Origin of the sequence: Hymenobacter sp. 5516J-16, assembly GCF_022919335.1 — a bacterium.
Lineage (GTDB): Bacteria > Bacteroidota > Bacteroidia > Cytophagales > Hymenobacteraceae > Hymenobacter > Hymenobacter sublimis.
In genome coordinates this window covers 1,010,001-1,024,828 of sequence record NZ_CP095058.1, presented here as the reverse complement: position 1 = coordinate 1,024,828, position 14,828 = coordinate 1,010,001, and the positions used below count along the sequence as shown (strand labels likewise).

At 54.2% G+C, this 14,828-nt stretch carries 13 protein-coding genes, 1 tRNA gene, 1 rRNA gene and 3 pseudogenes (1 of these 18 only partly in view); 13 read left to right on the top strand and 5 right to left on the bottom strand.

The window, feature by feature from the left end:
* Positions 1 to 234: 234 nt before the first annotated feature.
* The gene (gene rfaD, locus MUN84_RS05065; RefSeq protein ID WP_244696913.1) at positions 235 to 1,200 is read right to left on the bottom strand and encodes an ADP-glyceromanno-heptose 6-epimerase; all 966 of its coding nucleotides are present in this window, start codon (positions 1,198 to 1,200) and stop codon (positions 235 to 237) included.
* A gap of 176 nt (positions 1,201 to 1,376) precedes the next feature.
* Here rfaD and MUN84_RS05060 point away from each other — a divergent pair, with 176 nt between their 5' ends.
* The 8 genes and pseudogenes from MUN84_RS05060 (at position 1,377) to lpxB (ending at position 5,040) form a co-directional block, all read left to right on the top strand.
* Positions 1,377 to 1,703: a hypothetical protein gene (locus MUN84_RS05060; protein WP_244696912.1), complete on the top strand. Its 327-nt coding sequence runs from the start codon at positions 1,377 to 1,379 to the stop codon at positions 1,701 to 1,703.
* Positions 1,631 to 2,011, top strand: coding sequence for an ABC transporter substrate-binding protein (locus MUN84_RS05055; protein ID WP_244696911.1), 381 nt, complete (start codon positions 1,631 to 1,633; stop codon positions 2,009 to 2,011). Before MUN84_RS05060 ends, MUN84_RS05055 begins: the two co-directional genes overlap by 73 nt.
* Before the next feature lie 123 nt (positions 2,012 to 2,134).
* A complete protein-coding gene (locus tag MUN84_RS05050; protein WP_244696910.1) occupies positions 2,135 to 2,293 on the top strand; it encodes a hypothetical protein in 159 nt (52 codons plus the stop codon).
* Positions 2,294 to 2,311: 18 nt separating this feature from the next.
* Complete coding sequence (locus MUN84_RS05045; protein WP_244696909.1) at positions 2,312 to 2,557, top strand: hypothetical protein; 246 nt, start codon at positions 2,312 to 2,314, stop codon at positions 2,555 to 2,557.
* Positions 2,542 to 2,622 carry a hypothetical protein gene (locus tag MUN84_RS22855; protein ID WP_317239196.1) on the top strand — a complete coding sequence of 27 codons (81 nt, stop codon included), beginning with the start codon at positions 2,542 to 2,544 and terminating at the stop codon, positions 2,620 to 2,622. Before MUN84_RS05045 ends, MUN84_RS22855 begins: the two co-directional genes overlap by 16 nt.
* A 37-nt stretch (positions 2,623 to 2,659) precedes the next feature.
* Positions 2,660 to 3,309 (top strand): annotated as a pseudogene (locus MUN84_RS24435) (FecCD family ABC transporter permease).
* Positions 3,310 to 3,397: 88 nt separating this feature from the next.
* Entirely contained in the window at positions 3,398 to 3,814 is a 417-nt protein-coding gene (locus tag MUN84_RS05030) for a 6-pyruvoyl trahydropterin synthase family protein (RefSeq protein ID WP_244696907.1), read from the top strand.
* Positions 3,815 to 3,919: 105 nt separating this feature from the next.
* A pseudogene (gene lpxB, locus MUN84_RS05025) lies at positions 3,920 to 5,040 on the top strand (lipid-A-disaccharide synthase).
* Between the two features lie 143 nt (positions 5,041 to 5,183).
* On the opposite strand, the gene clpX reads toward lpxB, so the two are convergent.
* The 4 genes from clpX to MUN84_RS05005 form a co-directional block, all read right to left on the bottom strand.
* The gene (gene clpX / locus MUN84_RS05020) at positions 5,184 to 6,407 is read right to left on the bottom strand and encodes an ATP-dependent Clp protease ATP-binding subunit ClpX (RefSeq protein WP_244696906.1); all 1,224 of its coding nucleotides are present in this window, start codon (positions 6,405 to 6,407) and stop codon (positions 5,184 to 5,186) included.
* Between the two features lie 237 nt (positions 6,408 to 6,644).
* Entirely contained in the window at positions 6,645 to 7,352 is a 708-nt protein-coding gene (locus MUN84_RS05015; protein ID WP_135531719.1) for a ClpP family protease, read from the bottom strand.
* 113 nt (positions 7,353 to 7,465) lie between these two features.
* Positions 7,466 to 8,794 (bottom strand): trigger factor, encoded by a 1,329-nt coding sequence (tig, locus tag MUN84_RS05010; RefSeq protein ID WP_244696905.1) that lies wholly within the window; start codon positions 8,792 to 8,794, stop codon positions 7,466 to 7,468.
* Between the two features lie 126 nt (positions 8,795 to 8,920).
* A tRNA-Leu gene (locus MUN84_RS05005) sits at positions 8,921 to 9,002 on the bottom strand.
* A gap of 320 nt (positions 9,003 to 9,322) precedes the next feature.
* Here MUN84_RS05005 and MUN84_RS05000 point away from each other — a divergent pair.
* The 5 genes and pseudogenes from MUN84_RS05000 to MUN84_RS04980 form a co-directional block, all read left to right on the top strand.
* Complete coding sequence (locus MUN84_RS05000) at positions 9,323 to 11,530, top strand: RelA/SpoT family protein (RefSeq protein WP_244696904.1); 2,208 nt, start codon at positions 9,323 to 9,325, stop codon at positions 11,528 to 11,530.
* A gap of 164 nt (positions 11,531 to 11,694) precedes the next feature.
* Positions 11,695 to 12,186 (top strand): Fur family transcriptional regulator, encoded by a 492-nt coding sequence (locus MUN84_RS04995; protein WP_188559270.1) that lies wholly within the window; start codon positions 11,695 to 11,697, stop codon positions 12,184 to 12,186.
* Positions 12,183 to 12,530, top strand: coding sequence for an STAS domain-containing protein (locus MUN84_RS04990; RefSeq protein ID WP_188559271.1), 348 nt, complete (start codon positions 12,183 to 12,185; stop codon positions 12,528 to 12,530). Before MUN84_RS04995 ends, MUN84_RS04990 begins: the two co-directional genes overlap by 4 nt.
* Positions 12,530 to 13,800: pseudogene (locus MUN84_RS04985) on the top strand (adenylosuccinate synthase). The gene MUN84_RS04990 and the pseudogene MUN84_RS04985 overlap by 1 nt, the downstream one beginning before the upstream one ends.
* Positions 13,801 to 14,738: 938 nt before the next feature.
* Positions 14,739 to 14,828 (top strand): 16S ribosomal RNA (locus tag MUN84_RS04980); it runs 1,424 nt beyond the window's last position.

The window sequence follows — 14,828 nt, the reverse complement described above, 5'->3', positions numbered from 1 at the left end:
AGATGAACTGGGGGCCGGAAGTTACTCTGGAAAAAATGATATTAAAATTAATTTTTACTATATAAACCTCGGCATATTATCATTTCCTACGCCGACTCAAGTGGTAAGCAGCTTACACTCAAAGTATACGCCATGCCCCAAGAGTAGGAGCATGGCGTAAGAAAGGCTGCTGAGACCTTGTGTATAAAATTGGCCCGCTGCTCCCAGAGTGGCAGGAGCAAGCCAATGCTTCAGCTAGTAATACTGGCCCGGAACCAGGTAATTGCGCACGTAATCCGAAATGCCATCTTCCAGGCGGGTGAAGGGCCGGTCGTAGCCAATGCCGCGCAGCTTGCTCATGTCGGCCTGGGTGAAATACTGGTAGGTGTCGCGGATGTCCTCGGGTGTGTCGCGGAAGCGGATGTCGGCGGTACGGTCCAGGGCCGCGAAAGTGCTCAAGGTCAGGTCGAGGAAAGTGCGCGCCTCGCCGGTGCCCAGGTTGTAGATGCCGGAGTTGCGGCGGTTCTGCAGCAGAAAAAAGCACACTTCCACCACGTCCTTCACGTACACAAAGTCGCGCTGCTGCTCCCCGTCGGCGTACTCCGGGTTGTGGGAGCGAAACAGGGTCATGGACCCTGTGTCCTGAATCTGGCGGAAGGCGTGCAGAATGACCGACGCCATGCGGCCCTTGTGGTATTCGTTGGGCCCGTACACGTTAAAAAACTTCAGCCCGGCCCAGAAGAAGGGCTTGGCCGGCTGTTGCACGGCCCAGTTGTCGAAATCGTTCTTGGAGTCGCCGTAGGGGTTAAGCGGCCGCAGCAGGGGTAGCAGGGCGTCGTCATCGGAGTAGCCCAAAGTGCCCGAGCCGTAGGTAGCGGCCGAGGAAGCGTACACCAGCGGCAGTTGATACTGGCAGCAGGCCAGCCACATTTGCTTGGAGTACTCCAGGTTAAGCACGTTGAGCACGTCGCGGTTTTGCTCAGTGGTATCGGTGCGGGCCCCCAGGTGGAAGATGAATTCTACCTGCTGGTGGTGAGTTTCCAGCCACTCAAAAAACTCCTCCCGGTCTACGTACTCGCGCAGGTGCTTGCCGGTCAGGTTGGCCAGCTTGCGCTCGGAGGTGAAATTATCGACCACCACGATATCGTTAAAGTTGGCGGCGTTGAGGCGGGTAACAAGACAGCTGGCAATAAAGCCGGCGGCTCCGGTAACAACAATCATAAGGCAGAGATTTAGCTCAAAAGTAGTGAGATGCAATGGAAGCGCCGTAGTGCGGCTGCCGGTGGCAGGTAACTAACTTCAACGCGGCGGGGCTGGTTGTAGCTGCCAACTGGCTTTGGATACGGCTCCTGCGGCAACAAAGCCGAACCCGCGAAACCTTGCGCTACCTTTGCGCCATGCTCTGCTCGCCCCGTCTAGCCGCTTCGCCGCGGCCATTTCTGCCGCTGCTCCTGCTACTTGCAGCCGCCTGCCAGCCCGATAAAGCCCCTGCCTCAGAAGCTGCCGCTCCGGCCCAACAGCTGCGCGACGACCTGGGCCGCGCCGTAGTGGTGCCGGCTCAGCCCCGCCGCATCATGGCCTTAGCCGCTTCCATGACGGAAATGCTCTACGCGGTAGCCGACACCGCTACCATCGTAGCCCGCACCCAGGTGTGCGACTACCCGCGGCCGCCCTGCGTAAACCCGTCATTAACAGTTACCCGCTGGATTTGGAGCGGCTGGTAGCCCTCCGGCCCGATGTGGTATTCACGACCGACGGCATTACCTCCCAAGCCGATGCTCAACGCCTGCAGGAGCTAGGTATTCCGGTGTATTACCAGCATTATACCAGCGTAGAAGACATTTTTCGGGGCCTCAACGACCTGGGCCGCATCCTGGGCCGCCAGCCCCAGGCGCGCCGCCTCACCGACTCGCTGCGCACGGAGTTGGTGCGTCTGACTCCTGGCCCGACTGCCCCTCGGCCCCCGGGTACTGGCCATTACCTGGTCGGACCCAATTTATGTGTACGGTCAGAACACGCTGTTTACCGATAAAATAGCCATAGCCGGCGGCCAGAATGCAGTGCAAGAGAAATTTGCCCAACCCTACCCGGCGCTAACCCGCGAGTACGTGCTCAAACTCAACCCGGATATTATCATCGGGGTACTTTCGGCAAAATGGACAGCACCTTTTTCCGGTTGTATCCGGAGCTGAAACGCATCCGAGCTTACCAAACCCGCCGCATCTACCGCGTCACCGACGACCTGATGTCGCGCCCTACCCCGCGGGTAGTGGAGGGAGTGCGGGAGTTAAAACAGGTAGTTTCGGGTTCGTAGCCAGTCGCTTCTTTCCTTATGCCCCGTCCCGCCCTGCCCTGGATTTTGGCCTGCCTGCTGCTCACGGTGGGGCTATTGGCCGTGGGCCTACGGGTGGGCAGCTACGAAACCGACTACGACCTGATCCGCCGCGCCCTGTTGCACTACGACCCCCGCGACCCGGCCCAGCTGGTGCTCATGGAGCTGCGGTTGCCGCGGCTGCTGCTGGCCCTGCTCGCCGGGCTGGGCTGGCCGTCAGTGGCTACATCATGCAGGCCATGGTAAACAACTCCCTAGCCGATCCTTATCTGCTGGGCACGGCTTCGGGAGGAGCACTCGGGCTAGCCTGATGTTTACTTTCGTGCCTACGCTTACTTTGGCAGGCGTATATCTGCCCCGCTGGCAGCGCTGGCTGGTGCGCTGGGCACTACCCTCGTTGTCGTTGTTATTGGCAGCCGGCGGGGGCGTATCATCCCTACCCAGTTGCTGCTGGCCGGAGTTGCGGTGGGTTCCCTGACTACCTCTCTAGGCGGCCTGCTTACCTTTCTGGCTGCTACGGAGGAGAAGCTGCGTACTATCACGTTCTGGGCCCTGGGCGGCTTCGATAAGGCCAGTTGGGCCATTCTGCCGTATCCGGCGGCGGCCCTACTGTTGGGGCTGGGGGCCCTGGCCCTGCTGCACAACAACCTAAACTTGTTGCTACTAGGGAGGAGCGGGCTACGGCCCTGGGGCTACCCGTGGCGCGCACCCGCTGGTTCTTACTGCTTATTGCCTCGGGACTTACAGGGTGCGTAGTGGCGCTGGTCGGGCCTATTGGCTTTGTGGGCCTGGTAATTCCGCACAGTACCCGGTGGCTGTTAGGCACCGTAGGGCGAGGCAACATACTGGTTTGTGCCCTACTGGGCGGCAATTTCCTGCTACTCTGCGACCTACTGGCCCGCCTGCTCTATCCACCGGCTGGGCTACCCGTAGGCTTGGTCACGGCCCTGTTCGGCGTACCGTTCTTCGTATATTTGCTGCGAAAACAAGGGTCTTAGGGCTTGGGGACTTAGGGTCTTGGTTGATATTAAAATTCACCTGCCAAAATCCAAGACCCCGAGACCCCAGATCCTAAGACCCCAATCAATGGTTTACATCAGCCGACAGGAACACTTCAACGCGGCCCACAAGCTCTACAACCCGCAGTGGAGCGATGAGCGCAACCGTGAAGTCTTCGGCCCCTGCGCCAACGCCAACTGGCACGGCCATAACTACGACCTCGTCGTGACCGTCAAAGGCAAGCCCGACCCCGAAACTGGCTTCGTCATCGACCTTAAGCAGCTCAGCACGGTTATTCGCACCCACGTCGTGGACCAGGTCGACCACAAAAACCTGAACCTCGACGTGCCCTTCATGCACGGACAGCTAGCCAGCACTGAAAATCTGGTAATGGCTTTCTGGAAAATTCTGCAGCCTGAAATCGAGCGGATTTCCCCGGCCCGTCTGCACAGCATCAAGCTCTTCGAAACCCCGCGCAACTTTGTGGAATACTTCGGGGAATAAATCAATTAAAAATTGAGAATGAAAAATTAAAAATGGCGCCTGCTAAAATCAGGGCAAGCTGTTTTTAACTGATTTTTTAATTTTTAATTTTTAATTTTTAATTGAATGAGATACTACCTGATAGCTGGCGAGCGGTCCGGCGACTTTCACGCCGCCAACCTCATGCGCGAGCTGCGCCACCAGGACCCCACCGCCGAGTTCCGCTGCTGGGGCGGCGACATGATGCAGGCGGCCGGTGGCGAGTTGGTACACCACTACCAGGAAATGGCCATCATGGGCTTCTGGGAAGCGGCTACTAGCATCCTTAAGTTTCGGGGCTACCTCAAGGAATGTCAGCGCGACTTGCAGGCCTACAAGCCGGACGTTGTAATTCTGGTGGACTACGCCGGCTTCAACATGCGGATTGCCAAGTTCGCTAAGGCCAATGGGCTGAAGGTATTCTACTACATTTCGCCTAAAATCTGGGCTTGGAACCAGGGCCGTGTGTATAAAGTGAAGGCGCTGGTCGATAAAATGTTCGTCATCTTGCCCTTCGAGGAGGAATTCTACCAGCGCTTCGATTATAAGGTAGACTACATCGGTAACCCCACCGCCGACGCCGTAGCGGAGCACCGCAAGTCTGACGACTTCTACGACCGGAACAACCTCGACCCCTGCGGCCCATTATTGCGGTACTACCCGGTTCCCGCAAGCAAGAAATTGAGGAAATGCTCTACGAGATGGTGGCCATCCTGCCGCCCTTCCTCGACTACCAGTTCATTGTGGCCGGCGTCGACAACCTCGACCGGAATTACTACGCTCACTTTGAGCGCAACAACGTCCGCATCCTCTTCGACCAGACCTACGACCTGCTGGCTCACGCCACGGCGGCTCTCGTCACGAGCGGCACCGCTACCCTCGAAACGGCCTTGTTTGATGTGCCCCAGGTAGTATGCTACCGCACCAGCGCCGTGTCGTACACCATCAGCAAGGCCGTTATCAAGGTGCCCTACATTTCCTTGGTTAACCTGATTGCCGGCAAGGAGGTAGTAAAAGAGCTGATCCAGAGCGAGTTCAATGCCCGCAACCTCGTCACGGAACTCAAGAAAGTTACCGCCGACGAAGATTTCATTGCTCAGCAAAAAGCCGGTTACGCCGAAATCCGCGAAAAGCTAGGCCAGCAAAAATCAGCCGAGAAGGCCGCTAAGCTGATGGTGGGGTATTTAAAAAAAGTAACGCCCGTTTGATTGCTGCTGGCAGGGCAAACTTAAGATGTCTGTATCATTTCAGTAACATCTTCATTGTTATGTAGAGGAGCGGCATTGCTACTAAAAGTGAGGGGCCCAACAGATGAATCTGTTGGGCCCTCACTTTTAGCAGCCTAACCTATCTACGCCGCCCGCAGCTGCTTTAGCGCGGTTTGCTCGAACTTACTCCGGGCATATTCCTCGTCAATTACCAGCTCCTTTACGCCCTCTTCCGAAGGCATATCGAACATGGCATCGGTCATGATGGCTTCGCAGATGCTACGCAGGCCGCGGGCACCAAGGCGGTACTCGTCGGCCTTCACCACAATGTACTCTAAGGCACTTTCCGAGAAGCTCAGCTGAATGTTTTCCATATCGAACAAGCGCTGGTACTGCTTCACGATGGAATTCTTGGGCTCCGTCAGGATTTTGCGCAGGGTAGCGTGGTCCAGCGGGTTCAGGTGGGTCAGGACAGGTAGGCGGCCGATGAGCTCGGGGATGAGGCCGAACTGCTTTAGATCCTGAGCAGTCACGTAGCGTAGGAAATTCTGGGTATCTACCTTTTCTTCCAGCTGCGTTTTGGCAAAGCCAATAGGCTTGGTGTTGAGGCGGTTCTTGATGATGCGCTCAATGCCCACGAAGGCCCCGCCGCAGATGAAGAGGATGTTTTCGGTGTTCACTGTAATCATCTTCTGCTCGGGGTGCTTGCGGCCGCCGTGCGGGGGCACGTTCACCGTGGTGCCTTCCAGCAGCTTTAGCATGGCCTGCTGCACGCCTTCGCCGCTCACGTCGCGCGTAATGCTAGGGTTGTCGCTCTTGCGGGCAATCTTGTCAATTTCGTCGATGTACACGATGCCGCGCTCAGCGGCTTCCACGTTGTAGTCGGCGGCTTGTAGCAGGCGGGTCAGGATGCTTTCTACGTCCTCGCCCACGTAGCCGGCTTCCGTCAGTACGGTCGCATCGGCAATGCAGAAGGGCACCTGCAGAATGTTGGCCAGCATCTTGGTCAGGAAGGTTTTGCCCGTTCCCGTCTCGCCTACCATGATGATGTTCGACTTTTCAATCAGGACGTCATCCTTCTGGGGCTTCTGCATCAGGCGCTTGTAGTGGTTATATACCGCCACTGACATTACCTTTTTTGCCTCGTCCTGACCGACTACATATTGGTCGAGGTACTCCTTCATCTCGCGGGGCTTCACGAGGTTGAACTTCGGGGTCTTGGAGTTGGCCCGAATCTTATTCTCCTCGTTTAGGATTTGCTGGGCCTGACCTACGCATCGCTCGCAAATGTGCGCGTTGATGCCGGAAATCATGACCGAGACGTCTTTTTTGCTCTTACCGCAGAAGGAGCACGTGATATCTGCCATTGTCAGGGAAACTCTCAGGATAGGGGAGGATAGGTAACTTTCGCTAACCTAGCTCAAAGGTACGAAAAGGCCAACGCCCCGCGCCGTTAAAAAAGTGCCGTTGGGCTTTACCTCTACTAAAAACAAAAAGCCCACCAAGGCGGGCTTTTTGTTTTTATCATTCCAAGCGAGACGAGGAATCTAGCTTATACACAAGATGCTAACTCAGATTCCTTACGAGGGCCGGAATAACCTGAATTATGCTTTCTTTTTCTCCAGCACCTCGTCAATTAGGCCGTACTCTTTGGCCTCATCGGCTCGCATCCAGTAGTCGCGGTCTGAGTTGTCGTGGATTTCCTGGTAGGTTTTGCCCGTGTGCTCGGCCAGAATGTCGTACAGCTCCTTCTTGAGCTTGAGGATTTCGCGGGCCGTAATTTCGATGTCCGATGACTGGCCTTGCGCGCCACCCGAAGGCTGGTGAATCATCACGCGGGCGTGGGGTAGGGCCGAGCGCTTGTCTTTGGCGCCGCCAGCGAGCAGCACTGCACCCATAGAAGCAGCCAAACCGGTGCAGATGGTGGCCACGTCGGGGTTTACGTACTGCATCGTGTCGTAGATGCCCAGACCTGCGTACACCGAGCCGCCGGGCGAGTTGATGTAGAGCAAGATGTCCTTCTTGGCATCCACCGACTCCAGGAACAGCATCTGTGCCGTCAGGATGTTGGCAATGTAATCGTCCACGGCCGTGCCCAGGAACACAATCCGGTCCATGATCAGGCGCGAAAACACGTCAATCTCGGCGAAGCGCGTGGGGCGCTCCTCAATTACCGAGCGGGTCATGCCCGTAGGCATGATCAGGCCGTTGCGGGTCTGGCCCTCCACGTGCTGGATGTATTGGTCAACGCCCAGGCCGCTCAGGCCCTGGCCTTTCACGGCAAACTTGCGGAACTCTTCTTTATTCAGCATGTCAGAAAATTAGGAGAAGTAGTAAGGTGGCAAACGAAACCGCAAGGGCAACAAAAAAGCCCATACGACAAGTAAGGGCTTTTTTGTTGGTCTAAAACCAAAAATGTTAGCGTTTAGCCAGCATTTTGATTGCGGAAGTCCTCAGCCGTAATCGGGTTGTCATTAACAACAACTTTGCCGCGCAGGTTTTCCAGCACTTTCTCTGCCAGAATGGCTTCGTACTCGTTCACGTAGTTCTTGCCGTTCTCCTGACGAAGGAAATTGTCAGCAAAGCCGCGCACCGACTCTTCCAACTCCGGGGTCATTTCCATGTTGAATTGGCCCAGAATCTTCTGCATCGTGCGGTTCACGATTTCCTCGTTCGATACTTTCAGCTCCTGCGCTTCTACTACCTTGTTGCGGATCAGGGACCATTTTAGCTCCTTCTCGTAGTCTTCGTAGTGCTCCTCAATCTGCTCCGGCGTCAGCTTGCCTTCGTTGGCGCGCAGCAACCACTTCTTGAAGAACTCCTTAGGAATCTCAATGGTAGTGCTTTCCAGCATCTTATCGATGATCTGGCGGTTCACTAGGTTGTCAGACTCCCGGTCATAGTTCTCCTGCACCGTTGAGCGCACCTTTTCGTCGAAGTCCTCTTTCGACGTTACGATGTCCTTGCCGAATACTTTGTCGAACAAATCCTGGTTGAACTCAGCTGGCACCGAGCGCTGCACTTTGCCCACGGTTAGGGTGTACTCGCCCTCTACCCCCTCAACTTCCTCTTTGCTGAGGCCCGAGAAGTTGGAAATAGCAGCCGTGTCACCATCGAAAGCGTTTTTGAGGTCGAACGTAACCACGTCGTCCGCCTTAACGCCCACGAACTTGTCAGCGTCATTCTTCAGCTTGTTGGTTGGCAGCAGCACCACGCGGCCTTCACCTTCTTCACCCGCCTTTTTCAGCTTGCCCGAGATGTAGTCACCAGCTTCTGCGGTTTCTGGCTCGGAGGTTTCTCCGAACTGGCGCTCCAGCTGCTCGTAGGTTTCCTTCAGGGTATTCTCGTCGAGGTCAACTTTGTGACGGTCAACAGCTACGGACTGATCAGCTGGTAGTTCGAACTCGGGCAACAGGCCCAGCTCAAACTGAAAAGAGTAATCTTTCTGGTTGTCGAAGTCCACGTCGGAAGGAACCGGTAGGGGCTCACCCAGAATCTTCAGGTTGTTTTCCTTAATGTACTCATCCACGGACTTACTCAGCAAGCCGTTAATTTCTTCCACCAGAATGCCTTTGCCGTACATTTTGCGAACCAGCGTTACCGGCACCTTGCCCGGGCGGAACCCTTTGATCTGCGCCTTTTTGCTGTATTCTTTCAGCTTCGACTCCACGGCAGGAGCGTAATCAGCCTCCGTGAGGGTTACTGTCAGGATGGCATTCAGCTGGTCGTCTTTCTTGTCGAGGGTAATGTCCAAAACGAGTGGTCGGTTAAGGGTACTACTAGTGGTGTCAAAGGCGGGGAAAATCCCGGGTAAAAAGAAACCCCCAACGGGTGGGTTGAGGGTTTAGAAGCGGTTTTTACAAAGAAAAACCAAAATAAGTGCGGATGGAGGGACTCGAACCCACACGCCTTGCGGCACCAGATCCTAAGTCTGGCACGTCTACCAATTTCGCCACATCCGCGTCTCAAGGCCAACTGCCTCGGGGGCGCAAAACTACAAAAGCCAATTGTAAAAACAAGAGCGGAAAGTAAAATATACTGCTGGGCTAGTAATTCAGTGAGCGGTAGCAAAGCTTGTTTGAGACGGCTCAGGCGTTAATCTGTCGAAAATAAGGCTCGCAAATTCTCTCTTTATTTATTCTGCACCAACTCCTCGGCGGCTGTGTTCTACTAGAGCTTCTCGCCAGTAGGAGGCAAACCGGTAGGTGAGAAGTTAAGCTTGCCGTACAAGCCGTACCTTAGCAGTCTATAATTTCGGCACCTTGGGTGTCGCCCGCGTACCATGTCCACCGTCATCGACCCTGAAGTAGAGCGTCAGGAAATTCTGCGCCACTACCGCCGCCTTCTGCGCACCGCCAAACCCTACCTAAATGAGGGCGATGCAAAGCTTATTAAAAAGGCGTTCAATACTTCTTTGGAAGCCCACAAGGAGATGCGCCGCAAATCCGGCGAGCCGTATATACTGCACCCGCTGGCCGTAGCCCAAATTGTGGTGGAGGAAATTGGCTTGGGCACTACCAGCATTATTGCGGCCCTGCTCCACGATGTAGTAGAAGATACGCCCTGGGAGGTAGCCGACGTGGAGCGTGAGTTTGGCTCGAAGGTAGCGCGCATCGTGGACGGGCTGACCAAAATCTCCGGCGTGTTCGAATACGGCACCTCCGAGCAGGCTGAGAACTTCCGCAAAATGCTGCTGACGCTCTCTGACGATGTGCGTGTCATCCTGATCAAGCTGGCCGACCGTCTGCACAACATGCGGACCCTGGACTCGATGCCGCGGCACAAGCAGCTCAAAATTGCTTCCGAAACGATTTACCTCTACGCGCCGCTGGCCCACCGCTTGGGCCTCTACGCCATTAAAACGGAGCTAGAAGATCTGTACCTGAAATACACCGACACCGAAATTTATACGGAGTTGGTAAACCGGGTGCGCCAAAGCCGCGCCGCCCGCAACCGCTTTATTAAGGAGTTCGTCCAGCCCATTGATGAGGAGCTGAAAGCTCAGGGCTTTGATTATGAAGTGAAGGGTAGGCCCAAGAGCATTTATTCTATTTTGCGTAAGATGCGCAAGCAGAACATCACCTTCGATGAGGTGTATGACCTGTTCGCCATTCGGGTAATTCTGGACGTGCCGCCGGACCAGGAGAAGGCCGCCTGCTGGCAGGTATATTCCATCGTGACGGACTTCTACCAGCCTAACCCCGACCGTCTGCGTGACTGGGTGAGCACGCCTAAAGCCAATGGCTACGAGTCGCTGCACACCACGGTCATGTCGCGGACTGGGCAGTGGGTAGAGGTCCAGATTCGCAGCCGCCGCATGGATGACATTGCCGAGAAAGGCTACGCGGCGCACTGGAAATACAAGGATACGGGCGTGCCCCAGCCGGAGTCTACCCTGGAGTCGTGGATTAATAAGGTGCGCGAAATGCTCGAAACCAATAACTCCAGCGCCCTGGAGTTCATGGACGAGTTCCGCCAGAACCTCTTTGTGAAGGAGGTGTACGCCTTTACGCCCAAGGGCAAGCTGGTTATTCTGCCCGATAAGGCTACGGCCCTGGACTTCGCTTTCGAAATTCACTCCCACATCGGCTTGCAATGCCTTGGGGCCAAAGTAAACCAGAAGCTCCAGCCACTCAGCTACCAACTGCGCAATGGCGACCAAGTCGAGATTCTGACCTCGCATAAGCAGAAGCCTACGGAGGAGTGGCTGCAGTACGTGACTACCTCCAAAGCCCGGACGCGCATTAAGGATTGGCTCCGCGACGACCGACGCAATAAGTCGGAAGATGGCCGCTTTATCGTGGAGAAGCGACTGGAACTGCTCGGAATTGAATACAACCAGGACAACCTGAACCGGCTGCTCGCCCATTTCAACACGAGCCATGCCCAGGAGTTCTTCTACCGGATTGCTATTGGGCAGATCGATGGCCGCGAGATTCAGAAGAATCTGTTTGATTCTGTCATTGAAGCGCCGCGCCTACCCTCCATGCTAGAGCCTAAAGCCTTCGACCACGAGGTGCAAAAGGTGCGGGGAGTCAATGCTAACATGCTGGTTATTGGGGAGCAAACTGACAAGTTCGACTATACTATTGCCCCTTGTTGCAATCCCATTCCTGGCGATGATGTGTTTGGCTTCGAGACCGATCAAGGCATCGTAATTCACCGCACCTCCTGTCCTAAGGCCGTGCAGATGATGTCCAACTATGGCAACCGCATTGTGCGGGCTAAATGGACGGAGCAGTTGGAACTGGCGTTTCTGGCCGGAATTCGGATCAAAGGCTCCGACCGGGTTGGCTTGGTCAACGATGTTACCCGCATCATCAGTAACAGCCTGAAGGTAAATATGCGCTCCATCACTATTGACTCAAATGATGGCATGTTTGAAGGGCAGATTATGGTGTTCGTTAATGATACCGACCACCTAACCAAACTAATCCAGCGGCTCTCTAAAGTGAATGGAGTACTCCTTGTTGAGCGCTTCGATTCCTAAAGGAGTTCTAAAAAGTTTTCTCAAAAAGGAGAAGTATAAAACGGTACAAAAGTAGTTCGGATAGGTGCGGCTTTACCCATTTTTGGCTGACTACCTATGCCCGTAGCGAAGCCAAACTTCTCTCGATTTCGCCTGTTTTCACTCCTTATATATAAGGTCTCAATATGTCTGTCACAGAGAAGCATTTGGACAAGGAAAAGTACGAGGAGGTAAAGAAGATTTTCACTGCCTACCTCGAAAATAAAGGACTGCGCAAAACGTCGGAGCGCTACGCAATTCTGGAAGAAATCTACTCTCGCACGGGACATTTCGATGTGGAAGAGCTGTATGCGGGTATGAAGGAGCAAGGCTTGCAGGTTAGCCGCGCTACCGTGTACAACACCTTAGACTTGCTAGTTGAGCACGGGCTGGTCAGTAAGCACCAATTTGGCCGTAACCTGGCGCAGTACGAGAAAAGCTACGGCTACCGTCAGCACGACCATGTAATCTGCACGGAGTGTCATAAAGTGGTAGAGTTCTGTGATCCGCGCATCCACGGCATCCAAACGATGGTAGGGGAGTTGCTCAACTTCCATATCTTGCACCACTCTTTGAATCTTTATGGCGTGTGCGGCGACTGCCGCGCTAAAGCCGCTGCCCGCTCTCTAGCCGAATGAAAACTGAAACCGCCGTCCGGGACGGCATCCTCTTTGTGCGCCTAACCGGCGACTTAATCGGTAGCCCCGACACCCAACAACTCCTACAAAGCGTCGACCAGCACCTCGGCGACGAACTGCGCCACTGCACCGTTGACTTGTCGGGCATTCGTTACATCAACAGCACCGGGATTGGCGTGTTGGTATCGTTGCTGACCAAGTTCCGCAGTCGAGGCGGTGAGATGGTTCTGATTAACCCCGCCGACCATCCGCGTAAAATGCTCGCGCTAACCAAGCTGAACGCTATTTTTTCTATTGCGGATGACGAACAGTCGGCCGCTCAACAACTGAAAGTCGTAAGCTAATGCCCGTTGATGTACTAGTAGGATTGCAGTGGGGTGACGAGGGCAAAGGCAAGATTGTTGATGTACTCGCCCCTACTTACGACGTAGTAGCCCGCTTCCAAGGCGGCCCGAACGCCGGCCACACCCTTACTTTTGACGGGGTTAAGCACGTGCTGCACCAAGTGCCATCAGGCATCTTCCACCCCCATATTATTAACGTAGTGGGTAATGGGGTAGTGCTAGACCCTGTTGTCTTTCGCCAGGAGCTTCAAAAGCTCACGGACCGGGGCGTGAACTGGAGCCAGAACCTCTATGTGTCCCGCAAAGCACAACTGATTCTGCCTTCTCACCGGGCTCTTGACCGCATCAGCGAGGAGGCGCGTGGGGTAGCAAAATTGGCTCTACCTTAAAAGGCATTGGCCCTACCTATCAGGATAAGATCGGTCGTACTGGCCTGCGTGTGGGAGATATTCTACTGCCCGATTTTCAGGAACGCTACCAAGAAGCTGTTGCGCGTCACGCCACTCTTGCTGAATTCCACGGCCGCGGCCTCGAAATTGATGAATTCGAGGCCGATTTCTTTTCCGCGGTTGAGTTCTTGCGTACCCTTCAGCTTGCTGATACTGAATACCTGCTGAATGACCTGCTGAAGCAAGGTAAAAGCATCTTGGCGGAAGGTGCCCAAGGCTCCATGCTAGACATTGACTTTGGCACTTACCCTTTTGTTACGTCCTCTAGTACCATCGTAGCCGGTGCTTGCACAGGCTTGGGTATTGCGCCACGCCACATTAACAAGGTATATGGAATTAGCAAAGCGTATTGTACCCGTGTAGGTAGTGGCCCCTTCCCAACCGAACTACACGATAAAGTAGGAGAACAGATTCGCGCGGCTGGCAGAGAGTTTGGTGCCACTACCGGGCGTCCCCGCCGCTGTGGCTGGATCGATCTACCTGCTCTACGGTACAGCATCATGCTCAACGGTGTAACTGAAATTCACTTGATGAAAGCCGATGTGCTAGATGAATTCGACGAAATTCAGGTGTGCACTCACTACCGCTTGCCGAATGGCGAAGAGACAGATCAACTTCCAGATCATGGAGATCTGCAGAACCTGACTCCAGTTTACACCAAAATAGCGGGCTGGCGCACGGAACTGCAAACAATCACCGACCCCCAAGCACTGCCCCAGCAGCTAAAAGACTATGTTAGCTTTCTTGAGCAACGCTTAGCAGTGCCAGTTAGCATCGTTAGCGTAGGGCCTGACCGAGTTAGTACCTTACACCTTAACTAGTGAGGTCTCGTTAACTCTCTTATACATGAGAAAACCGCCTTCTAGGCGGTTTTCTTCACTATAGAGTATGCTCTATCCTGCCAGGATTAGGTGGTGTAAAAAAATATTTCTGAGTGGTGAACTTAAACAAGTACTTAAAGAATTTACCATCAGCCAGTTATTTAAAACCTAGTGAGTGTAAATAATGGCTTGATGAAAAAAGTGTGGGCAGAGTTTGGATAACTAAATTCGAAGCGCCACTTTTGCACTCCCAAACCGGAACGCGGGAGGGCGTGAGCGAACACGCGGTGCGACTCGCTTTGGTACGAAGACAGTAACTGATGCGGCGGGCGGGAAACGGATGAAAAAAAGTTTTCTACTGGGCTTGCAAAGTTGAAGTAGCCGGTGCTACCTTTGCACTCCGATTCAGCCGGAAGCGGGCATCGAAAGACGAAAAAACTTTCGTGACTTCCTTGCAAAAGCCAACTAGTTGGTGCTACCTTTGCACCCCGCTTTCGAACGAGAAACTGGGTTCTGGGAAAACAGGCCGCGAAAAACGAGAAAAAGTTTTTCCGCTGTGAACTTGGAAAAAGCAAAACGAGTTGTACCTTTGCAGCCCGCTTCAATCGGAAGCTGGCGCGAGAAAAAGAGAGTAGCGCGCTTCGAGAAAAAAAGTTTTTCGAAACGGTTGCGAAATAAAAATTGGGTGTTACCTTTGCAACCCGCTTCGAACGGAAGCTAGCTTGCCTAACACCTTTAGCCTCTTTCTAGAGGCACACGGTTAGACCCAACAGGGGTCTGGCACACGTTCTTTGAATGATTGGAAAAGACAAATTGGTAAGGCCTCTGGCTGCCTACGGGTACTAGAGGCAAGAAGCGTAACAAACGAGGTAGCTCGTTAAGACGAGTCGGATCAGCACTTGACATCAGCTAGTCTTCGGGCTAGTGCAGTAAGTTATACAATGGAGAGTTTGATCCTGGCTCAGGATGAACGCTAGCGGCAGGCCTAATACATGCAAGTCGAACGGGTGGTAGCAATACCACTAGTG